20 protein-coding genes are annotated in these 23101 nt (G+C 46.1%); 10 read left to right on the top strand and 10 right to left on the bottom strand.

The window, feature by feature from the left end:
- Positions 1-24: 24 nt before the first annotated feature.
- The 6 genes from rsmS to dinG are packed head-to-tail and all read right to left on the bottom strand — an operon-like array spanning position 25 to position 4870.
- The gene (gene rsmS / locus MHM93_RS13225) at positions 25-186 is read right to left on the bottom strand and encodes a pleiotropic regulatory protein RsmS (RefSeq protein WP_022946725.1); all 162 of its coding nucleotides are present in this window, start codon (positions 184-186) and stop codon (positions 25-27) included.
- Positions 158-448, bottom strand: a complete 291-nt coding sequence (locus MHM93_RS13220; RefSeq protein ID WP_239449403.1) for a late competence development ComFB family protein — start codon at positions 446-448, stop codon at positions 158-160. Before MHM93_RS13220 ends, rsmS begins: the two co-directional genes overlap by 29 nt.
- Before the next feature lie 53 nt (positions 449-501).
- Positions 502-1416 (bottom strand): histone deacetylase, encoded by a 915-nt coding sequence (locus MHM93_RS13215; protein WP_239449402.1) that lies wholly within the window; start codon positions 1414-1416, stop codon positions 502-504.
- Positions 1413-2021: a primosomal replication protein gene (locus MHM93_RS13210; protein WP_239449401.1), complete on the bottom strand. Its 609-nt coding sequence runs from the start codon at positions 2019-2021 to the stop codon at positions 1413-1415. The genes MHM93_RS13215 and MHM93_RS13210 overlap by 4 nt, the downstream gene beginning before the upstream one ends.
- Positions 2021-2797 (bottom strand): TSUP family transporter, encoded by a 777-nt coding sequence (locus MHM93_RS13205; protein ID WP_239449400.1) that lies wholly within the window; start codon positions 2795-2797, stop codon positions 2021-2023. Before MHM93_RS13205 ends, MHM93_RS13210 begins: the two co-directional genes overlap by 1 nt.
- A complete protein-coding gene (gene dinG / locus MHM93_RS13200; RefSeq protein ID WP_239449399.1) occupies positions 2798-4870 on the bottom strand; it encodes an ATP-dependent DNA helicase DinG in 2073 nt (690 codons plus the stop codon). It abuts the gene before it with no gap.
- A gap of 147 nt (positions 4871-5017) precedes the next feature.
- Between dinG and MHM93_RS13195 the strand changes: the two genes are divergently transcribed.
- The 3 genes from MHM93_RS13195 to MHM93_RS13185 all read left to right on the top strand — a co-directional run bounded on the left by MHM93_RS13195 (position 5018) and on the right by MHM93_RS13185 (position 12156).
- Positions 5018-7318, top strand: a complete 2301-nt coding sequence (locus MHM93_RS13195) for a DNA polymerase II (protein WP_239449398.1) — start codon at positions 5018-5020, stop codon at positions 7316-7318.
- Between the two features lie 246 nt (positions 7319-7564).
- On the top strand, positions 7565-10426 hold the full coding sequence (locus tag MHM93_RS13190) for a TonB-dependent receptor (RefSeq protein ID WP_239449397.1): 2862 nt from the start codon (positions 7565-7567) through the stop codon (positions 10424-10426).
- A gap of 95 nt (positions 10427-10521) precedes the next feature.
- A complete protein-coding gene (locus tag MHM93_RS13185; RefSeq protein ID WP_239449396.1) occupies positions 10522-12156 on the top strand; it encodes a sulfotransferase in 1635 nt (544 codons plus the stop codon).
- A gap of 6 nt (positions 12157-12162) precedes the next feature.
- On the opposite strand, the gene MHM93_RS13180 is transcribed toward MHM93_RS13185, so the two are convergent.
- Together MHM93_RS13180 and MHM93_RS13175 are read right to left on the bottom strand one after the other, a co-directional pair.
- Positions 12163-13947 (bottom strand): putative 2OG-Fe(II) oxygenase, encoded by a 1785-nt coding sequence (locus MHM93_RS13180; RefSeq protein ID WP_239449395.1) that lies wholly within the window; start codon positions 13945-13947, stop codon positions 12163-12165.
- Positions 13948-14005: 58 nt separating this feature from the next.
- Positions 14006-15211 carry a DUF547 domain-containing protein gene (locus MHM93_RS13175; protein ID WP_239449394.1) on the bottom strand — a complete coding sequence of 402 codons (1206 nt, stop codon included), beginning with the start codon at positions 15209-15211 and terminating at the stop codon, positions 14006-14008.
- Between the two features lie 437 nt (positions 15212-15648).
- Between MHM93_RS13175 and MHM93_RS13170 the strand changes: the two genes are divergently transcribed.
- The 7 genes from MHM93_RS13170 (at position 15649) to MHM93_RS13140 (ending at position 21686) form a co-directional block, all read left to right on the top strand.
- Positions 15649-16419 (top strand): DUF3450 domain-containing protein, encoded by a 771-nt coding sequence (locus MHM93_RS13170; RefSeq protein WP_026111376.1) that lies wholly within the window; start codon positions 15649-15651, stop codon positions 16417-16419.
- A gap of 6 nt (positions 16420-16425) precedes the next feature.
- The gene (locus MHM93_RS13165; RefSeq protein WP_022946737.1) at positions 16426-17790 is read left to right on the top strand and encodes a MotA/TolQ/ExbB proton channel family protein; all 1365 of its coding nucleotides are present in this window, start codon (positions 16426-16428) and stop codon (positions 17788-17790) included.
- Positions 17790-18314, top strand: a complete 525-nt coding sequence (locus MHM93_RS13160) for a MotA/TolQ/ExbB proton channel family protein (protein WP_045979764.1) — start codon at positions 17790-17792, stop codon at positions 18312-18314. Before MHM93_RS13165 ends, MHM93_RS13160 begins: the two co-directional genes overlap by 1 nt.
- A gap of 14 nt (positions 18315-18328) precedes the next feature.
- Positions 18329-18730: a biopolymer transporter ExbD gene (locus MHM93_RS13155; protein WP_053910968.1), complete on the top strand. Its 402-nt coding sequence runs from the start codon at positions 18329-18331 to the stop codon at positions 18728-18730.
- A complete protein-coding gene (locus MHM93_RS13150; RefSeq protein ID WP_022946740.1) occupies positions 18730-19347 on the top strand; it encodes an energy transducer TonB in 618 nt (205 codons plus the stop codon). The genes MHM93_RS13155 and MHM93_RS13150 overlap by 1 nt, the downstream gene beginning before the upstream one ends.
- A gap of 12 nt (positions 19348-19359) precedes the next feature.
- Positions 19360-20625: a tetratricopeptide repeat protein gene (locus tag MHM93_RS13145; protein ID WP_239449393.1), complete on the top strand. Its 1266-nt coding sequence runs from the start codon at positions 19360-19362 to the stop codon at positions 20623-20625.
- A gap of 80 nt (positions 20626-20705) precedes the next feature.
- Positions 20706-21686: a hypothetical protein gene (locus MHM93_RS13140; protein ID WP_239449392.1), complete on the top strand. Its 981-nt coding sequence runs from the start codon at positions 20706-20708 to the stop codon at positions 21684-21686.
- Here MHM93_RS13140 and MHM93_RS13135 read toward each other — a convergent pair.
- Both MHM93_RS13135 and MHM93_RS13130 read right to left on the bottom strand, forming a co-directional pair.
- Positions 21655-22026 (bottom strand): TraR/DksA C4-type zinc finger protein, encoded by a 372-nt coding sequence (locus tag MHM93_RS13135; protein ID WP_138509042.1) that lies wholly within the window; start codon positions 22024-22026, stop codon positions 21655-21657. The genes MHM93_RS13140 and MHM93_RS13135 overlap by 32 nt on opposite strands.
- A gap of 103 nt (positions 22027-22129) precedes the next feature.
- Positions 22130-23086 (bottom strand): tRNA-dihydrouridine synthase, encoded by a 957-nt coding sequence (locus MHM93_RS13130; protein WP_239449391.1) that lies wholly within the window; start codon positions 23084-23086, stop codon positions 22130-22132.
- Positions 23087-23101 lie beyond the last annotated feature (15 nt).

The following is a 23101-nucleotide window of genomic DNA, read 5'->3' as shown; positions in this document are numbered from 1 at the left end:
GTGACGCGGTTTAGATTAGACGACTCAGTCTGATTGTAATCGCCTTTGCATATCTTGGCGCACAATATCCAGTGCCGCGAGCGCGGTACTTGGTTCAATGTCGTTTTGTTCCAACAGCATGATTAGGTCTACGGCTAATTTTACTTCTTCTGGTGCGTTATCGAGATTGTTCTCGGGTTTGGGCATGACTTCCTCGCTTTGCGATTAGGCTTAAGGCTACTTTTACGGCGGCCTCAACCTTCTCCTGCATTTGCTCAGCCTCAGCTGTGGATAGGTAAAATGCCATGTCAACATCAAAGCGAATATAGCGGGGTGGAAGTTGATTGAGCACCGTACAACATAAGTCTGCTAGTGTATCGCTGTCATACATATGCTGCAATTGTTGGTGATCGATTTCCTCTAATACCAACTTTTCGTAATAATTGTGGACGTCGTCATGTAGTTTCATAACTCACTGTTTTCCCGTAACTATACCATCTTAATTAGCATAGCTCAGGTTACCTAACTGTCCAATATAAAGCACTGATGAAATTGCTCTACAAGTTGCCAATGCACTTTGACAAGCTGCTCTACATTGCGTTGATATCCGCCGCCAAGCATAGTGCAAATTGGGATTTGATGGTGTTTAGCATGAGTAAGCACTTGAGCATCACGAGCGCCGACACCGGCTAAGCTTAGGCTCAGGGTTCCTAACTCGTCATCGTTGTGTACATCGGCCCCAGCATTATAGAAAATAATATCCGGGCGATGCAGACGCTGCGTTAACTTTAGCGCTTGTGTGAGTGTCTCCAAGAAAACACGGTCGTCGCAATGCAAAGGCAGAGCAAAGTCGTAGTCTGAGCTTTGCTTGATGCGTGGAAAGTTACGCTCACCATGCAATGACAAGGTTGTAATGGCGTCGTCCCTCTCAGCGATAGCGGCGCTGCCATCACCTTGGTGAACATCTAAATCAATAATAAGGGCGTTATCAATGAGCCCCGCTTGATACAAATATCGGGCTGCGGTGATAGCATCATTAAAAATACAAAAGCCACTGCCATAGTTGCTAAAGGCATGGTGGTAACCGCCAGCTAAATTCATCGCGGCCCCGTCTTTAAGCGCCGCTTGGGCTGCGCCCAAAGTGTTGCCAACTGATTGTAGGGTGCGCTCTACCAATGCGTCGCTATGGCAAAAGCCGATGCGTTTTTGCGCTTTATCCGCCAATGTGCCCGTTATGAACTGATGAACATAGTCAGCATCATGAGCAAGCTCTAACGTGCTCACCGAGATAGGTTCGGCGCAACTAATAGTAAAACCTGATTTGAGTTCTGGGTGTGCGCACAGCATGTCGAAGAGTTGTTGATATTTACTGATTGGAAAACGATGGTGAGCAGGTAGGTCGAGCTGAGAGTAGATAGGGTGATAAAATAATTTCATCGTATCGCTTGTTTCTCTGCTAATTGTATTTTTTCTTCACAGGCGCTAATGGCCTTACGACAGCGTCCTAAGCGTGCATGCAGCGCTAAGATTTCCTGATTTAACTTAGCAACGGTGGCGGCATCAGCGCCTTGCATCTGTTGTTTGCGGTCGTCAATCATTTGCCCCAAGCGACGTTCAAATTCGTGATTTTTAGCCAGCTCTTGATAAAGCTCATTGGTTGGCTGAATAATTTTTTTCACCGCTTTTTGGTACTTTTTTGCTCTCGCCGTAGGTGTATTTTCTTTCGCCCATACAGACGTTGCCTTAAGCACTTTGACGATGGCTTCTATTTGCTCGGTAATGTGCGTGAGAGCGAAACCATATTGATGACGACCTTGATGCTCAAGGCTTCTCGTTAGTCTTTCAAGTTGCGTTTGCACTTCATCAACGTAATCAACGAGCAGCATACTTTTGCTATTAAACACACTGCGATCGAACAATGCATGTTTGGATTGCATAAAACGATTTTTAGCAAACCAATTGGCTTTATCAAACTGTTCAGCATCGCTGCGCAGACGCTTCAGTTGTTGCTGTAATCGCGCTAATGCATGGCCAGAGCTCATTACAGATAAGCCTCGTAGACGAGTTTCAGTGCTAACACAATAACAACGGTGTTAAATACCGGGCGGATCATTTTTGAACCGAAGCGAATAGCTGAATGAGCCCCCAGCCAGGCCCCTAACATCAAGAATAACCCCATGGTGACGCCGAGTAAGAAGTTAACATGACCGAGGGCTACAAAGGTGATCAGCGAAATAAAGTTACTGACAAAATTCATCGAGCGGGCTAAACCGCAATTGATCAACAGGCTCATTTTATAAAGGAGGCTATTTGACGCGGTCCAGAATGTGCCCGTGCCTGGGCCAGCCATGCCATCGAAAAAGCCTAAGGCCAAGCCTTGTAGCCACTGTTTTATACGCATAGCGCCAGAGAGCAGCGGTAAATCGTTACTTTGCTGTGGACTGAGCTTGCCAAATAACGAGTAGATAGCGACGGCGATGATCACCACAGGAATGAGTTTGTTGAGAAACTCGGTGCTCATACTATCGACCAATAGAGTGCCAAGGGTAGCGCCGATAGCGGTGGCTAGAATCGACGCAGCCCAGAACTTAGGGTCGAACAAACGTTTACGGTAATAGGTGACACTGGCTGTCAGTGAGCCAAAACTGGCCGCTAACTTGTTAGTCCCCAGCGTTAAATGCGGGGGTAATCCGGCCGTAAGTAGGGCAGGTACGGTTAACATGCCGCCGCCGCCGGCGATAGCATCTATAAAGCCTGCAGCAAGGGCTACGGCGCATAAAATGGCCCAAGTCGATGGGTCGAGAGCTAGTTCAAACATCTAATAATCTATTTTTCGTTTAAAGGGCGGCAAGGTATCGAGCATGGCTTTACCATAACGCTTGGTGATTAAGCGACGGTCGAAAATGGTAATCACACCACTGTCTCTTTCTTTGCGCAGCAGTCTACCACAGCTTTGTACTAATTTCTTGGCGGCGTCCGGTACGGTAATGGATAAAAACGGGTTGCCTCCTTTTTGCTCCACAAACTCTGCTTGCGCTTCTTCAATCGGTGAGGTAGGCACCGCAAACGGGATTTTTGTGATCACTAGATTAGTAAGGTAATCGCCTGGCAAATCCAGCCCTTCAGACAAACTTTGGGTGCCAAACAGCACACTGCCTTGGGCATCATCAATACGGCGCTTATGGCGTCGGATCAGTGTATCCCGAGAGAGCTCGCCTTGCATTAAAATGTCCCACCCCTGTTTACGCAAACGCTCGGCGACATGGTGCATTTGCCAATAGGAAGCAAACAACACCAGATTGGCTTTGGATTTATCTAGGGTATTGGGCAGTGCTTTGGCAAGGTAATCGCTAAACGCTTTGTCGGTTGGTTCACACTCGGTTTTGGGAATATGCAGCTGTGCTTGATTGGGGTAATCAAACGGTGAGGGCACCTTGATAAACTTAACTCCTTGCTCTGAGCGTAGCCCGCTTTCATGGGCAAAATGTTCAAAGGAGCCCAAGGCGCTGAGCGTGGCCGAGCACAATACTGCTCCTGCACACTCGCGCCATAATTTATCTTTGAGGTAAAACCCCACTTCAATAGGGCAGTCACTCAGGAGGTAGTCATGGTGGTTTTTATACTCCATGCGCTTTATCCACCTGGCATGAGGAACGCTTTCGCTTTCTTTAGCATAACTTTGCCACAGCTTTTGTAGCGTTTCTAAGCGGGCTATATATTGCCCACTTTCAGCTAAAATAGGGTCAGCAATAAACGGCTTCACATCGCCATCATTTACGTCGCTACTGAGCGCTTCGTGCATCTTGTTGAGGGTGCGTAGCGCCGTTTTACTGGCTTCACTGATATCTTTGGCTTGCATTGTGAGCTGTTGCGGCAGCACTCCGTGTGAGAAACGATAGGTGTCGTCTTCGGTGTATTGAAAGTCTGCACTATCAAGCATACTCAGCACGGCTTTCATGCCTCTGGCCACATCATCAAGGGCATCATTGAGTTTAAACTGGCTGCCTGATGCGCTGGCGCTAAAAATGGTTTGCGCCATTTTGCCGCTGAATTTGAGTAGTTTCTCGAGCCAATCCTGAGTCCCTTTTAAGGTGGCTGCTGCAGATGAAAAGTCGCGAGTGATATGCGGTAAGTGGTGCGCTTCATCAATCACATAAATACAGTTTTCTGGCTCCGGCAAAATCACGCCACCGCCGAGCTCCAAATCGGCTAACAATAGACTGTGGTTGGCCACTAACACATCCATTTGCGCTATTTTTTGTCGCGCAAGATGGAAAGGGCAGGTTTGGTGTGCTTTCATCTGCCGTTGGCAGGCATGCTTATCACAGGCAATAAGGTGCCATACGCGATCTGGGATCACGTCGGCCCATGAGTCTCGGTCACCTTGCCACTGTTTGTTTTGGTAAGCATCATGCAGTTGATGCAGGCATTTTTGCTCCATGTCACTCAAAGGAGAGCTTAAGGTGGGCATCAACGCCAGTTGCTCTTGCTCGCCATTGACGGCGTTATGGAGCTTATGGGCGCAGATATAGCGTCCCCGGCCTTTGACCAAATCATAACTAAAAGTAAGACCGCTGTGCTGGGCAAAAAAGGGTAACTCTTTATAGAGCAGCTGCTCTTGCAAGGCCACTGTAGCGGTTGCAATTACCAGCTTTTTATTACGTTTGAGTGCCAGTGGTAAGGCACCTAAGCAATATGCCAAAGATTTGCCGGTTCCGGTACCGGCTTCGACCACGCAAATGCGTTGCTTTTTGTCATATTCACCAGCGAGTGTTTTTGCTATCTCTGCGACCAAGTAGTTTTGGCTGGCACGAGGGCGATAATCATCCATGCTTGAAGCTATCCGCTGATGAGCGTTTCGGATTGTTTTTTTCAGCGGATCGGATAGCATGGTGTATCAACTTATGTATATATTTACAGTGCGACCATTTTAGAGTGTGGCTGCATATGACTCAAGTGACAATTCACTTATGTCGCGATGCTGGGGCAAGACATAGAAAACAACGCGCTGTATTTACTCACTTCTATAGGTATTCGGTTGGCTCCAATAGCAGGGTTTATCCTTTCCGCGCAAACACGGCAACTGAGCGATGGTATCAGTCATGTCTTTTGGCTGGCCACAGACAACGGCCCAGTTAAAGCACAATCTGTCGCTGAGTCTGCGGTATTTTTCGTTGCTCAATCGCAGCAGCAGCGAGTGATAAAATTACTCCAAGCCGCCAACTTGCCTTGTGATATCCGCGCAGTAACGCTGCACTCTTTTGCCGGTAAACCCATGGCAGGGTGTTATTTCACGCACTTGAATCAGTTTTATGCGGCGCGAGAACAGCTTAAAGAGCAGGGAATTACGTTATACGAAGATGATATCCGCGCCCACGAGCGCTTCTTAATGGAGCGATTTATTCGCGGCGGCGTTTGGGTAGAAGGTATCTCCAACAGTAATGGCACCTTAGCCAAAGCGCGGTTTAAAAGCCACCCTCACTACCGGCCTACTTTACGGGTTTTATCGCTGGATATTGAATGCAGTGGCGATGGGGTGCTTTACAGTGTTGGCTTGGTAAGTGAACGATTTCAAAAGGTGCTGATGGTCGGGCGTGGCACGGAAGAGCGCTCGTGGCTTGAGTATGTCGAGGACGAGGCCACTTTGCTTGTGCGGTTACAGGAGCTCATACACTATATTGACCCTGATGTGATCGTTGGTTGGAATGTAGTCGACTTCGACTTTCAGCTGCTGTGCTATCGCGCTCAACAATTGGGTATTCGTCTTAATTTAGGACGCAATAACGAGGCGGTTGTGTGGCGCGGAGGAAAAGTCGCTAAGCTTATAGTTCCCGGGCGCGCTGTACTTGATGGCATTGATATGCTTAAAAACGCCACATATTACTACCCCAGCTTTGCCCTTGATAATGTTGCCCAGGAAATCCTTGGCGAGCGAAAGCTTATCGACAATAAAGATAAACTTTCCGAGATTTCCCGGCTTTTCAACGAAGATAAACTGCAACTTGCTGAATATAACTTGAAAGACTGTGAGCTTGTATTAGCCATCTTTGCTCGTCTTGAATTGATCGACTTTGCTATTGTGCGGACCCAGCTTACAGGGTTGCCATTAGAACGGCTAGGAGGGTCGGTGGCGGCGTTCACCAACCTTTATTTGCCATTGTTACATCGCAGTGGTTATGTGGCTCCTAATTTAGGCGATCATGGATTGACCTTCGACAGTCCAGGCGGTTATGTGATGGACTCGGTGCCCGGTCTTTATCAAAATGTTGCAGTTCTTGACTTTAAAAGCCTTTATCCGAGTATTATTCGTACCTTTTGTATCGATCCCATGGGCTTAATAGAAGGGCTCAATGCTCCTGAAGACGCAATTGCTGGGTATCATGAGGCATTTTTTTCTCGCAGCAAGCATCATCTTCCTGATTTGGTTGCCAGCCTCGCACAGGCCCGTCAAGAGGCCAAAAAGCACCGTGACCCTCATCTTCAGCAGGCCATCAAGATTATCATGAACAGCCTATACGGTGTGCTTGGCTCAAAAGGTTGTCGCTTTTACGACCCTAGACTAGCCAGTTCGATTACCCTGCGCGGGCACGATATTATGCAAACAACGCGACAGTGGCTGATTGAATATGGCGTTGATGTGATCTACGGCGATACCGACTCTACCTTTATCGCACTACCCGAAGAGCTTAGTGACGAACAAAGTCATGCGTTAGCTAAAGAGTTAGTGACAAAAATTAACGACCGTTGGCGACAAACACTTGAACAAAGCTATGGAATACCTAGTTATTTGGAGCTTGAATACGAAAGCCTATATCGACCTTTTTTTATGCCCAAGGCAAGGCATAAAGACGTGGGAACGAAGAAACGTTACACCGGTTTATTGGTCCAGAAGCACCGCGAGCTCGTTTTTAAAGGTATGGAGTCGGTGCGTAGCGATTGGACGCCACTGGCGAGAAAGTTTCAAGGTGAACTGTTTCAAGGGTTATTCACTGGTGCAAATCTGCAACATATCATTGATAGTTATGTTAACACTTTACAGAAAGAGGATAACGCTCAGCTCTTAACTTATGCCAAACGCTTAGGCAAAAACCCTGATGAATACACCAAAGCAACTCCCCCTCATGTGAAAGCTGCACGAAACAGTACTCAAAGTTACGCTAAAGGTGATTGGGTTGAGTACGTTATAACAGTTGATGGTCCTCGCTGCACCCCTAGCAGTAGGCCACTGGACTTAGCACATTACCTTGAGAAACAGCTAAAACCCATCATCGATGATATTGCTGATGTGTGCGACGCATCGCTTCACTGCCCCCTAGATAGCCAGTTTACATTAATTTAATCCAAAAAACCCCTTTGTTTACAAATGCGTCCCCACTGTCCCGTTTTTTGATCTAAGTGTTGGGGTTTTATATTTATTAAGTGTAATTTGTTATAGATATAGTTGTTTTGTTAATTTGGTGTTGACCGATAATTCCATAATTGTTTATTATCACAATCAAAGTGCATTACTTAGTGCATTTAATTACAAGCGGTTAACAGCCGCGATAAAAACAATCACGTCTACAAGTGATCCAGGGAGAATCTAATGTTAAATAGCAAAATCGCAAAATCAGTGCGCTTAGCACTTGCTTTTGGTGCTGCTTCAACAGCAGGCATTTCGGCAAATGCCATCGCTGCTGAAGAGGGTGCTGATGATGTTGAGCGTATCGAAGTAACCGGTTCGCGTATCAAGCGTACTGATCTTGAAACAGCTACTCCAGTACAAGTAACCTCTGCGGAAGATATCGCTATGTCGGGCTTCACCCGCGTCGAAGATATCATGAACAACCTACCGCAAATCGAGGCATCACAAACTGCGTTCCAATCAAACGGTGCAACCGGTACAGCAACACTTGACCTTCGTGGTATGGGTGCTCAGCGTACGCTAGTACTTATCAACGGTCGTCGAGCACAGGCTGGTGGTATTTACACGCAATCGGCTGATATTAACCAAATTCCAGCTGCGCTAATTAAACGCGTTGAAGTAATGACCGGTGGTGGTTCAACAACTTATGGTGCCGATGCGGTAGCCGGTGTTGTTAACTTCGTAATGAATGATGATTTCGAAGGCTTCCAAGTTGATATTGGTGGCTCTGCGTACCAACATGACAATGACAATGAGTACATCCAAGGGTTGATGGATGAGAAGGGCTTCGAATACCCAAGCGGTAGCGACGGTTTTGATGGCGCGGCGTTTGATTTCAGTGCAACACTTGGCGGCACCTTTGATGGTGGTAAAGGTCATGCAGTTGGCTATGTAACCTACACTAAGCAAAATGAGTTGCGTCAAGGGGCGCGTGACTACTCTTCATGTGCATTAGACGCTGCAGGTACTTCGTGTGGTGGTTCTGGTAACGCGGTTATTCCTAACTTCTACGTATCACTTCCAACCGAAACCGGTGGTGTAGACTTCGGCGAAGATATGTACGAGTACTGGACACTGACGCCAGACAGTGGCTTCACCGACTCAGTAGGCAATGTGTATAACTATGCACCTATTAACCACTTTATGCGCCCAGATGAGCGCCATACATTTGGTTTATTTGCTAATTATGAAATTAATGAACACTTCAACCCCTATGTTGAAACTATGTTCATGCGTGACCGCACTACAGCGCAAATCGCAGAATCAGGCACCTTCTTCGATACCAGTTATGTAATGGATTTCGATAGCCCACTTATCTCTGATGCTCAACGTGAAGCCCTAGCAGATCGTTTCGGCATTGGCTCTGGTGATCAGTTCGCAACCTACATTGGTAAGCGTAACGTTGAAGGCGGTCCTCGTTCAGATAAGCTTGAGCACAACTCATTCCGTATGGTATTGGGTACGCGCGGTGAGCTGAGCGACCTTTGGACGTATGATGTGACTGCTCAATACGGCTCAACGTCATCATCGTCAGCATATATTAACGACTTCTTTGGTCCACGTATCACTACAGCGCTTTCAGCGAATGGTGAAAGCTGTGCAGACAGCGATGGTTGTATTCCATACGAAGTATTCACCTACGAGGGTGTAACTTCAGAAGCGGCAGGAGCCCTTACAGGTACGGCTATCTTGAACGGTGTTACAGAGCAAATCATCCTAGGTGGTTTCGTCTCAGGTGAATTCGATTACACGCTACCGAGCTCAGATTACCCAATTGCAGCGGTATTTGGTGCAGAGTATCGTGAAGAAAACTTTGAACGTACAGCCGATGAAGTATACGCGCAAGGCCTTCTTTTAGGTCAAGGTGGCACAACTAAGAGCTTGGAAGGTAGTTACGATGTAACTGAATTCTACACAGAGGTAAGCCTACCGATTGTAGAGGGTAAAACAGGCTTCGAAAACTTCACCCTTGATTTAGCCTACCGTTGGTCAGATTACAGCACCTCAGGTTCAGAGCCTACTTATAAAGCAGCCATTAACTGGGATGTAACGTCTGATTGGAAAATCCGTGCAAGCTATAACCGTGCAGTACGTGCTGCAAACAACGGTGAGCTCTTCGCACAGCAAAGCTCTGGTTTATGGCCAGGTGTAGATCCATGTGCCGGTGCAAACCCTGAACTTACTGCAGCGCAGTGTGCGAACACAGGCGTATCTGCTTCTCAATATGGTAGCGTAGGTAAGAGCCCTGCGGATCAGTATAATGGTTTCTTCGGTGGTAACCCTGACTTGACACCTGAAATCGCGGATACCATTACCCTAGGTCTAGTGGCTGAGCCAATTGAAGGGCTTAACTTCTCACTCGATTACTGGGATATTGAACTTGAAGACGCGATTGGCAATATCGACCCTGAAGTCATTGTTCGTCAGTGTGGTATTACTGGAGACCCAGCAGTATGTGATAACGTTCAACGTACACCAGGAAGCGGCAGCCTATGGGTAGGTAGCGGTCAAGTGGTAGCGACAGATATCAACTTGGGTCAATTGCATTGGGAAGGTATAGACCTTTCTGCAAACTATGACTTTGAGGTTGCAGGCGGTACGCTTTCAACTAACTTAATTGGTTCATATTTCATCACCAAAGAGTACGATAACCTCCCAGGTATTACTGAGGCGTATGACTGTGTAGGTACACTTGATAATGGGTGTTTTGCACAGCCTGAGTGGCGTCACGTGTTCACTATGAACTATGACACTGGCAGCTTCTGGCGTGCTACGTTGAAATGGCGTTACTACGGCGAAGTTAGTGACTACAGTGGTGATGATACGCTTGTTCAAGATGGCATCAGCTCACAAAGTTACTTAGACCTTAAAGGTAGCTTCACTATCAATGATTACACTAGCGTATTAGTGGGTGTTAACAACATCATGGATAAAGAGCCACCATTGGTAGGCGGTTCGCTTTCTACCAACGGTAACGCGATTGCTGGTTTCTACGACACATTAGGTCGTTATTTCCACGCAAACGTAACATTCAAGTTCTAAACTTGTTTAATCCCTGAAAAAGCGAGCCTCGGCTCGCTTTTTTTGTTGCTAAATTTTAATATTAATAATCCTATCTTATGGTTTTTGGAGGTCGCTTGACTAGCTTGCAACATGCCGCAGCGCTATTAAAAGAAGACAATAAAGAGCAAGCCATTACTCTGCTTCAAGAGTTAGCTAAAAAAACCGACACTAAAGAGCCTGCGCTTCGCCAATTACTGCGCTTAGCCTTAGCAGAGCAGCGCTGGGAGGAAGCCAAAAACTATGTTGTGTGTTTACAGCAACTAAACCCGAGTAGTCGCGAGTATCGTCAAGTTATTACTGATATCGGTGAGCATTTAGAAGACTTTACTTTTATTTGCGCTGGATATGAGCGTTATTTGCAGTGTCATGACACCGACGACACAGCACATTTCAATTGTGGGTATTACGCCCGCAAAGCAACACGCCCAGAAATAGCGATAACGCACTTTGAGCGCGCCTTAGAGCTCGGCATTGAAGACCCTCATGAGGTGCACCTCAATTTGGCATTGGTGTACTCCGAGCTGTTACTTGATCCAGAGACCGCGAAGCAGTGGCTAGGTAAAGCTCTGGAGCTAAAACCAGATTATGTTGATGCTCTCTTTAACCTCGCTGCGATTAAAGAATTTGCCGGAGACAAATGCGCTGCAAAGCAATTGTTTGAGCAGGTACTGACCATTGACGCGCAGCACCCATTGGCACTGTCGCGCCTTGCTGACCTTGATCAGTTCAATACTGAGTCGGCGCACAATTATGTGACTCGATGCCAAGATGTGATGACTAAAATGCCCGCGCAACTAAGGTGTGATTTACACTATAGTTGTGGCAAAGCGCTCGATGATGCGAAGCTATATAAACAGGCGTGGAGGCATTACTCTCACGCTAACTCTCTCAATAAGCAATCTCTTGCACCATTCAATGTTGCTTCACTTGAGCGCATTGAACAAAATATTTTCGCCCGCGCCGAACATATATCTCAGCTAGCCGCGCAAGACTCGCCATCAGTACAGCCAATCATCATTTGTGGTATGTTCCGCTCGGGTTCGACTTTATTAGAACAAATATTAGGCGCTAGCAGCTATATTCAGGCTGGTGGTGAGTTGGAGTTTGTACATCGCCAGCTTTTTGAGCTCACCAACAAACCAATTCAATTGCTAAATAAAGCAGGGACACCGGGTTTCGCTCATGCGTATGATGACTTGTTAGTGAGTGTGGCGAAAGGGCACGATTGGGTTACTGATAAGCGGCCTGAAAATTACCTCTATATAGATATATTAAAGCAGCTCTACCCCGGCTTAAAAGTGATATGGACGCAACGTGATATAAGAGATAACGCGCTTTCGGCTTATTTTCAGCGCTTGGGGCCGAGCCTTAACTATGCAACTGACCTTGATAACATTCGCCATATGTATGAACATCAACAGCGCCTCAAAGCGCACTGGCATCATCAGTACGGCAATGACATTATGACTGTCGAGTATGAACAACTAGTAGCGCAGCCGGAGCAAGTGCTCACGACATTGTTTTCTCAGCTGGGTATCCAGTATGACGGTGAGGCAGAGCGCTTTCATAATCAGCGCTCACATGTCAGAACTGCAAGCGTATGGCAAGTTAGAAAGCCTTTGTATAGCTCATCCGTCGGCCGTTTTGAGCATTATAAAGAGGCGATTTTAGCGCAGCGCGCATTCCCCTATTTCAGTGAACTGCTGTGAGCCGGTTCAAGCGGTTGGCATAATGTCTGTGGGCAAGGTGATACGCGGTTGTTCACTGGTGATAGGGTAGGTGCCATGCCACAGGTAGCTTGGGAAAATAATAATTTGCCCCGGCTGAGGGCAAATGAGTTTATCTATCTGCTCTCGCTCACCTAAATTCAAACAGGTTTCTCCAAGGCGCAGCCACCCACTTCGTGTGGGATCATCCTTATGCATTGACTGCGGTACTTGAATATAAGCCGGGGCTGAAATCCACCCTGAGGGATGGATATGGTTGCGATGATAACCGCCTTTTCCAAGCTGTACCGACCAACTGCCATTGACTTTAAACTGGCCATAGTTGCGTCTATAAAGGGGGTGTGAAAGATCGGTTGGTAGAGATGCTAAATATTCGGTAATGGCTAGGTGCAATGCCCATTTGTATTCTTTTATGAGCACATGATTAGAAAACAGCAAGTTACCTGAAGTTTGTGTGCCTAATTCAACGCTTTGATCTAATGGTTGCTTGGTCACTTTACGGTGCTTGGCTGTTAAAAGTGCTGAGAGTTCAGATAAGAAGTCCGATAATTGAGAAAAGCGAGCAGGCGTAGGTAATGATTTAACCTTAACCGTGTGCTCGTAGTCGCACAGCCACTGCCATCGCTCATCGCCCTTCAAGCGCCATATTGTGCTTAAATAAGCCCATAGCTCTTGATTGTCTGGGGCGTAATCTAGCGCTTGCTTTATGAGTGTTTCGGCAGCGTGATAATGACTCAGCTCAAGTTCGCAGTTCGCCAAATCAATTTGGTAACGTGTGACACTGGGGCACAAATTGGCCGCTTCTCGGAACAAGGAGTAAGCCTGCTCAGCATTACCTTGTTTATCTAAAATCAGCGCTTTTGCATGCACAAACCGAGGGTCGCCATTGAATTTTCCAAGGCCTTGGGCACATAGCTGCTGAGCTTCATCTATATGGCCTATGCGTATTAGTTGTTCGATGGCGGACAACACTAAATCTGGGTGCCAGTCATAATGATGCAGTGTCTGTTTATAACTGCTCATATAGTGTTGTTCTTGCTCAGTGTGCCAGTAAAGCTTATTTAAACTTTCGTGTGCGGGAATATAATTCGGAGCCAAGCTGAGGGTGTGAAGTAATGCTTGCTGCGCGCTACGATAATCACCGAGTTCGTAAGCGCAACATCCAACCACATAGCTCAACTCGGGCAGTTTTGGCTGCCGTTTTTGTAAGTCGATAAAAAGCGCTTTGGCCTTTTCAGTTTCACCTACATCACGGTATAGGCAAGCTAATTTATATTGTAAATGAAAGTTATTGTGGTGTTGGTTTCGTAGCTGATGAAGCAACTCACTGGCTTCCAAGTAATGCCCAGAGGCAAGCTCATAGTCCACATCCAGCAAGTGCCAATGTATCGCCTGCTCCGCAGAGCGTTTACTCTGTAGTAATAAGGTTTTGGCTTCGCGTAGCCGTAAAGTCCGTATCAGCGCGTCGATATAGAGTAAGTTCGCGGCTTCATTGCGTTTTGAATTAGCCAATGTGGCAATACATTCACAAAAGCTTTGTCGTTTAAATTGCAGCTTAGCGAGCTCAAATTGGGCCCCTAAATTTGCAGGTTCAATACGCAAAAGTTCTTGGAAGACGCGTTCAGCATCAGCACCTTGATTCAAGCAAATCAAATTAGCCGCTTTGAGCAATAAATCCTGTGAGCTAAGTTCAGCGGCCTTCTCTAAGGCATTGAGTGATTGAGAAAACTGACCTTTTTGATAAAGTGCGAACGCGATTTGATAATGTTTCATTACAGCATTGAAAAGTTAGATTTACTTTATAGTAACATTTCAATGCTGCATTTGAATGTTAGTTTTCCGACTTTTCCTTTTTCTCTTTATCAATGTCTTTTATTTCCACAGAGCCGGCTGCTATTTCCTGCTTTTCTCTTATCTTACGCAGAATTTCTGCCTGCTCAGGAGTAAAGCGACCAAAGTCTGCTGTGCGCGTTTGCATAGTTTGTGATACCACGCCTACGTTTTGCGCACCTAAACCACCATCCGCGCCCGCCATCCCCGCAGCTTGTCCACCAGAACCATTGACAACAGCATCGAGCATACCAGCTTGATTGCTCGCGACGCCGCCGCCAATTTGGCGGCCCGAACCGGTTAAGTCGGCGAGTGTGTAATCTTCAATTTCAATCTCAACTTTTTCAACGTTACGTAGGTCATATTCGAATTGGCCTTTAGCATAAATAGCAATATGGCGTTTCAAGTCATCTTGAAGCTGAGGGAAATAAAATGTGGCTTGTCGGTAATACTGTGACACTTCAAGTATTTCATCATCAACTTGAGCGCCGCGATTTGAATTAATGAACTCTTCTGCGCGTTTTTCTAGTTGCTTATATACAGTGGCCCCTTTAAACGCTGCGGGGTGAAGGCTGGGGCTGCCAATGTAACCTTGATAGAAGCCATAGATGACATTCGGCTTTTCTGAAAAATTGGGGTACACAATACGTTGTTGGATGTCATTGAGTGAAAGTGGGTGGCCCGCAACGGTAATGAGTTTAGCGTCAAGGAGCCCTTCATCTTCAATTTCATCATCTAATGAGTGCAGCGGATAACGCTTAACCAGCTGCTCTAACAGAGTCATGTTATAAAGATTAAGCCAATAGGCGAGCTGTTCTTTCTTGTTAAGCTCACTTAGGGGCATTTCTTGCGGCAAGTTTTCCAGGCTTTCTCTTATTTTAGTGAGTGCGAGCTTGAGATCAGACTTTTTGACTCCTTCAAAATAAAAGCGATTAGCTTCAAGCGCTGTTGCTTTATTACGACCCGATGTCATACGCGTGCCGATAGTTTGCTCGCTTTTCAAGCGCGAGCGATCCGACATTCCCGTGTTTACAACGGTCATCGCTAACAGTTGGTCAATATCATCGTATGCGACTTCAAATTGGGAATTCCATTTGAAACCACCGAAGGCCTGCGCCAATGTTTGCTCCTGATCTTGCTGTGCCAAGCTTGGGCCACTGCATACAAATATAAGCACGATGGTGAGCACAGTGGTGAATCTAAACATAAAAGGTCCTTGTTGTTTATTGTTATATAGTTGCCTTATGTTGATTGCGAGCAACACAGAGTAACTAACCTTTACCTACCGAGTAGGTGTGAGACTACTTATAAAAGGTACAAATGGCCGATATAGACTGACTTAGTAAGCAACTTACCGCTAATACCTCACTTACTGTAAAAAAAAAGAAATTTAACTTTTCATTTCCAAATTATGTCAATGCCCAGTATAGCGGCTTATAAGTAGAATTGATTTGTTAAAAATATGTTTAAACCAAAAAAGTAAGACGAAATCAAGGAAAATTGCGATAAACATCAAGTTGACAGCACTGGAACCTTTTAGCATTATTGGCAAGTTGGTATCAGTAGAAAGATACCTAGGTTGGTTTGTCACAAGGCAAGCTAATTAAAATTCAAAAAGTAACATTACTTAATTGGTTGGGAACTATGTCTGTTAAAATCAGAAAGAGTCTTGTAGCTTCTGCGTTGGTTGGCGCAGCTGCACTTGCAAGCAACAATGTGATGGCAGATCCGTTGAATGACATCCACAAAGCGGGTGCAACTATCCAAACGGCTGCTAAAAAGTCTCAAACTAAAATCGATAACATCTATGGTCAAACGCAAGAGCTAATCGCTGATTACCGCGCGACTGTTGATGAAACTGAAATCATGAAGGTCTATAACGACCACGTTCAGCGTCTAGTTGATGATCAAAATTCACAAATTGAATCACTAGAGCGTCAGATTGCAGGTATCGACAAAACTAAACAAAACGTTGTGCCTTTGATGTATCGCATGATCGATACGCTTGAGCAATTCATCAAAGCGGACGTTCCGTTTAATACCGAAGATCGCCTAGCTCGCGTTGAAAAACTACGTGAAATCATGAGCAGTGCTTCTGTAACGACTTCAGAGAAGTTCCGTCAGGTACTTGAAGCATACATGGTTGAGAAAGACTACAGCACGACAATGGTTGCTGACCAAGGTAGCCTAAATATCGACGGTCGTGACATCTCTGTAGACTTCGCACGTCTAGGTCGTATTGCCTATGTTGCGCAATCATTCGACCAGAAGAATGCTTGGGTGTGGAACAATAGCACTAAGCAGTGGGAAGCTTTGGGTGAAGAATTCCTAAAGCCTGTTAAAGAGACAATCCGTATGGCCCGTAAACAGGCTGCACCGGATCTTGTTAAACTTCCAATCTTCGGCGCGGAGTAATAGAGAATGAAGAAACTATTTAAAGGTTTTGCTGTTGCAGCAGTACTATCAGTTTCTGCCGGTGCTGCGCTTAACGCTCATGCAAACACAGAAGTACTTGACCAGATCCTTGATCAAGTAAAAAAAGAGCGTATCTCTGAAGGCAAACTAAACAAACAGCGTGAACAAGAGTTCTTGTCTGCACGCGCTGACAAGCAAGCGTTGCTTAACCAAGCAAAACGTGAACTTGCAGCAGAAAAAGCACGTGGCGAGCGTCTACAAAAAGAGTATGCTCAAAACGAAGTAACCCTAGCGGAAAAAGAGCAAGCGCTTGAAAACGCAAAAGGTACACTAGGTGAGATGTTCGGTGTTGTACGTCGTGCAGCGCAAGAAACCATTGGTTCAATCGAAGCGTCACTGGTTAGTGCTGAAAAGCCTGGCCGTGCTGAAATTCTTCGTTCACTAGCGGCAGCGAAAGAGCTACCAACTACACGTGAACTAGAAGAGCTTTGGATTGCCCTACAAACTGAAATGACTGAGTCTGCGAAAGTTTCTTCTTTCGAAGCTGAAGTTTCAGAGCTAGACGGTTCAACATCAACCAAGCAAGTAACTCGTATCGGTAACTTTAACCTTATTACTGATGACGGTTATTTAGTTTATTCTGCTGAAAACCAAGCGATTCAACCGCTAGGTCGTCAGCCAGACGGTTTCGTACTTGATTCAGCGAAAGACCTAATCGGTACTTCAGCAGACCAGTACACAGGCTTTTACATTGACCCAACTCGTGGCTCAATCCTGCGTCTGAACACGCAAAAAGCAACGCCTGAAGAGCGCTTCCACCAAGGTGAAGAAGTAGGTTACATCATCGCTGTACTACTAGTGATTGGTCTACTTATCGCTGTTGTGCGCCTAATCGACCTAACTATCGTTTCAGGTAAAATCAAGAGTCAGCTTAAGAACACCAGCTCACCTTCAGAAGGTAACCCGCTGGGCCGTATTCTTAAAGTTTACCACGACAACAAAAACCAAGACGTTGAAAACCTTGAGCTTAAACTAGACGAAGCGATTCTACGTGAAACGCCACGTATCGAAGCGGGTATCAACATCATCAAGATCTTAGCTGCTATCGCGCCGCTACTAGGTCTACTTGGTACCGTTGTTGGTATGATCAACACCTTCCAACAAATTACCTTGTTCGGTACAGGTGATCCGAAGATCATGGCTGGTTCAATCTCAATGGCTCTAGTAACCACAGCTCTAGGTCTAATTGCGGCACTACCGCTAATCCTAGTTCACGCTATTGTTGCTGGTCGCAGTAAATCAATCATCCACGTTCTTGATGAGCAAAGCGCCGGTATTATCGCTGCTCACGCGGAGAAGGAGAAAGCCTAATGCTAGTCCTGATGGAGATTTGGGAATCTATCAGGGATTTTGTTGGCACAGGCGGCCAGGTATTATACGTGGTCGCGATAGCACTCTTCCTCATGTGGGTTTTAATGATTGAGCGCTATTGGTTCCTACTCTCTGAGTTCCCGAAAATGAAAAAGGGGATTGTAGCGAAGTGGGACGCCCGCCAGGACACTACGTCTTGGTACGCACACAGAATCCGCGATGCATGGATTTCTGAAGCGTCTGAAAAATTAGATGAGCGCATGTTGTTGATTAAGACATTGGTAGCTGTATGTCCACTTATTGGTCTATTAGGTACTGTAACTGGGATGATCGCGGTTTTCGAAACCATGGCAACTCAGGGCACAGGTAACCCTCGACTAATGGCATCAGGTATTTCAATGGCAACAATCCCAACAATGGCTGGAATGGTTGCGGCACTATCGGGTGTATTCTTTAGTACACGTCTTGAAGCACGTGCAAAAATGGCTAAAGAGAAGCTCGTCGATAGCTTGCCTCATCACTAGAGAGAGATTTGAATATGGCACGTAAACAACGTTTTCGTGAAGAAGAAGAAGCAGCCGTCGATATGACGCCGATGCTGGACATCGTATTCATCATGCTTATCTTCTTTATCGTAACTACTTCGTTCGTTAAAGAAGCGGGTATTGATGTAAATAAACCGGAAGCAGCGCAAGCGACTAAGAAGAAGAATGCAAACATCTTCATCGCTATTCGCTCTAACGGTGAAATTTGGATGGATAAGCGTCAGGTCGATGTCGAGCGTGTTGCTGCAAACATTGAACGTCTATTGGCTGAGCAGCCTACCGAAATCGTAATTATCCAAGCGGATAAAGATGCGAAGCACGGTGTGGTTGTAAAGGTAATGGACCAGATTAAAGCTGCAGGTATCGATAAGATATCAATCGCTGGAGATAAGTAATGATTCGTTTTCTGTTTTCACTGATTGCAGGTGGGGCAGTTACTTTCGGCTTATTCTTTTTCATGGCTTACCTAATCTCCGGTGGAGATAACAGGGCAGCCAACGAGAAAGAGAAGATCGTTGTCGAAATTATGACGAATCCACCTGAATCCAAGGTGCAGGAGCGTAAGCGTGTACCGCCGCCGCCTCCACCACCGCCTAAGCAGCCGCCTAAACCGCAGCCGCCACAGCCTGAGAATAGTAACCCTAATCCAGGTTCACTCGGTTTCAATATGCCAAGTGTCAATGTAGGTAGCTCAGCGGGTGGTCTAAGTGGCCCAGGTGCATTTGGTCGAGATGGTGATGCAACACCTCTTGTTCGAATTGAACCTAAATACCCGGTGCAAGCCGCGCGTGATGGTAAAGAAGGTTGGGTACAGCTTTCATTCACCATTAACGAAGTGGGCGGTGTAGAAGATGTAGAGGTAATCGATGCAGAACCTCGTCGTATCTTCGACCGTGAAGCTAAGCGTGCCTTGCGTAAGTGGAAGTACAAGCCAAAAGTAGTTGATGGCAAGCCGGTTAAACAGCCTGGCATCACTGTTCAGCTTGACTTCAAACTTAACCAAGACCAGTAAGGAGAGTGTAGTATGAAAAATCTATCTAAAGTGACTGCACTCGCTCTGCTTATCTCGTTGTCTGGTAGTGTAGTGAGTACTTCGATATTCGCTGCGCCTAACTACGAAGAGATAGAAAAGCGCAAAAACGCTAAGACCAAGGTCATGAGTGAGCGCACTGGTAAGAAGGTCATGAAAGCGTTTGAGTTTGTTGATGCAGAAGACTTCAACGGCGCAATCGCAGTTCTTAAAGAACTTGACCCGTCTGATGAGTTTGACCGTGCGACTATTGATCGCTACTTAGGTCAGCTATATGCCCAAGTAGACAACTACCAGTTGGCTATTAAGTATACACAAGACGCAATCAAGCCAGATGAGCTTAACTTCAACGACCAAGAGCAGGCGATGAAGCTGCTTGGTGACTTGTTGGCTAACATCAAGAAGTACAAAGAAGCAAAGCAAGCGTATATTGACTGGATGGACTTCACTGGTGAAGAAGATCCCACTGTATACACGCGTATCGCTCAAGCGAGTTATGAGCTTGGTCAGTTTAAAGATGTGGTAGAGCCTGCTGAGCGTGCTATTGAGCTCAATGCTAATAAAGAGCCAAAGAAAGCACCGTTTCAGCTATTGATGGCAGCTCACTATGAAGCAAAAGAATTTGATAAAGCAGTTAAAATTCTTGAGCGCATGGTGAAAACCTGGCCAACAGACGGCAAAGCCTGGGTTAACCTTGGTAAGTTCTATATGCAAGTAGAAGACTATGAAAAAGGTCTCACTACGATGGATATTGCTTACGACAGTGGTTTCTTTGAATCAGAAACTGACTATAAAGTGTTAGCACAGCTCTACTCATTTGTAGGCGTTCCTTACAAAGCCGGTTTCCACATGGAGAAGGCCATCACTGATGGTAAGGTTAAGCGCATTAAGCAAAATGTCACGGCAATGGCTAGCTACTTTCATAATGCTAAAAACATTAAGACAGCAGCGAAGTATTACGAGGAAGCCGCAGAGTTTGATAACGATGCAGAGCTATTCCGTAAAGCCGGTGCCTTGCGCTTACAAGAGGAACAATTCGATAAAGCAGTGGTTTTATTGAAGCGTGCTCTTGATGAAGGCTCTGATAAGAAAGGGACTATTTACTCTGACTTAGCAGAAGCTTACCTACAGCAAGAAAAGTATAAGCAAGCCTACGCTGCGATTACTAAAGCAGCAGAAGATCCAAGCACGCGTAAATTCGCGCGTAGTTGGAAAACCTTCATTAAAGATAAAGCACAACGTAATGGTGTGAGTCTTTAAGCTCCTTATGCAATAATAAAAGGCCCCTCATTGGGGCCTTTTTTATTTCCACGCAATGCTTATTTAAGGAGCCATACGCGGTGCGCATACACAGCTTAATCTTGCTTGCTTTATTAACAACAGGGTGCTCTGAGCCTCAATCTATTTCAGCAACTACTTCGCAGCAGGCCTTAGTACAATTGAACGCCAAACTTACAGGCGATTTAACCAGCCCCTTAACGCCTTGGCCTTATTCTGATGCGTATCTCAAGCAGCGCCATGACCTATATCAGCAGTTTGATAGAGCGGCGCTCAGCGACGCACAGCGCGCAACCTTGGACTATTTAATTACCGAGCAAAGGTATGTACGTCGCTATCAACCTTGGCCGCTGAGCAGCGCTATTTTCCGCTCTGAGCAGGCATTGCGCGATAGCCAAACGCAAGAACAAGCAGCGCAGTGGCTTGAGTTAGTGAAAAGCCGCTTGCAACAAGGTGAACAAAGCCAAATTTTTGTTAATCGCTATGAATTAGCAATGATGCAAGGTGAAGTAGAGCGGTTAATTGAACTCAGTGATAACAGTAAACTCAAAAGTGCAGCGACCCAACTACAACAGTATTTAGCTAACTATCGCCCTCGCAACCAGCTGGGGCTAAGTCAGCTGCCAAATGGCACTCAGTGGTATCAAGCAAAACTAAATTACTACACTGACCAGGTGCAGGCGCCGATTAAATGGCTTATGCAAATTCAAAGTAAGCTGGCCACACTCTCTGAATATGGCATCGCGCCTTTGCGCCAACCAGACAATGACCAGCGCGATGTAGGGCTAGATTGGCGACAAGGCTATGTGAATAAGCGTCTGTGGGCTCAGCAACAGAGTTTGAGTGTGGAACAAACGCGGTTAGCGCTTTTGTATATGGAGCTTGATATAGGTATTCACAGCCAACTTTGGACTGAGCAAATGGCGCTAACGTCGCTAGCCAAACAGGGGATCAGCGAGCGACGAGCAAAGCAAATGGTGTATGAGGTGGTCGCTTATCCAGCGATGAGCTTTATTTATGGCCATTTAATTGCGCGCGACTGATACTGTCGCAGCGCGCGCAGCGCTGCGTCGTCACATCTTTTTCTAAACGGTGTGGCTCTATGGGCTCTTCACAGTCAGAGCAAAAGCCAAATAATCCTAAATCAAACTGGCACTGAGTCGCTTCTAAGCGCTCTAGCCGGATAATGAGGTCTTTGTATTCTGGGCCTAAATGTTCGCTCAGTAATGCCACCCAGTCGCTTTCCGGCTCGTTGGTAAGCTTAGCATGCAGTCTTCTTTCATGGACTTGTGAAGCTTGTTGTAGCTTTGCCAAGAGTTGTCTGCGCGCATCCGCAAGCGCCTGAGAAACCTGTTGCTCGAAGTCATGGGTGAGGATACTCATAAATCGCCCCGTGTTTGCCTTGAATTGACTTTTATTGTGGCCAATATTCAAACTTGGGAACATGACAAGGATCAACCTTGGCGAATTTAGCAGATATTTTTTATCATCGTTGAGCGTGGTGCTTTAATTGTGCGAGTACTTCGTCCTTATCATGTAGTCGGCGAATATCATCAAATAGCTGATCTGCTTGATGGTAAGTTCGTCGTAGATACCCTAACCACTGTTTAGTTCTGTTGGCAAAATAACGCTTCGCTTTGGTGTCGTCATCGTGCATAGATGAGTGAATAATATGGTAAAGCACATCGTGCCAAGTCATTTTCTCATGTGTTTTGTTTTGGTCTGCGGCTTTGATCCAAGCCGCTAAGTCTGGCATTGCAAGCGCGCCGCGACCGAGCATCAGATGTTGGCATAAGCTTTGATTTCTCGCACTATGAGCATCGTCGAGGCTCCAAATCTCTCCGTTTGCAACAATTTCAATATCAGCCTTACGCTGCACCAGCGGTGCCAGCAAGTGCCAATAAGCGGGAGGGCGATAGCCGTCGCGTTTAGTGCGGGCGTGGATAGCAATACTGTCTGCGCCTGCTTGCACAACAGCATCAAAAATTTCACTACTACGTGAGGTATCGTCAAAGCCCAAGCGTACCTTAGCGGTTACCTTGTGTTCATGTGCTACTGCTTCACGTACTGTTTTAACGATTTGATAAAGCTGTTCGGGCTCTTTGAGTAGTACGGCGCCGCCTTTACTTTTATTGACCGTTTTTGCTGGGCAGCCAAAGTTAAGGTCAATGCCATGAGAGCCGAGCTCTATAGCCTTAATCGCATTTTCTGCCAGGCACTGTGGATGCTGTCCAAGTAGTTGAATTCTCACGGGCGTTCCTGCACGCGTATAACCACCGTTGAGTAGCTCAGGGCAATAGCGCAAGAACACTCGGCGTGGTAATCGCTGATTGACTACCCGCACAAACTCGGTCACACAGAGGTCAAAGCCGCCAATATCGGTAAGTAGTTGGCGCATTTTAAAATCAACAACGCCTTCCATGGGGGCTAAAATTAGTTTCATATATGACCTTCACTG

This window comes from Pseudoalteromonas sp. MM17-2 (assembly GCF_022347945.1).
Taxonomy (GTDB): domain Bacteria; phylum Pseudomonadota; class Gammaproteobacteria; order Enterobacterales; family Alteromonadaceae; genus Pseudoalteromonas; species Pseudoalteromonas ruthenica.
This window is presented reverse-complemented; position numbering and strand designations above follow the sequence as displayed.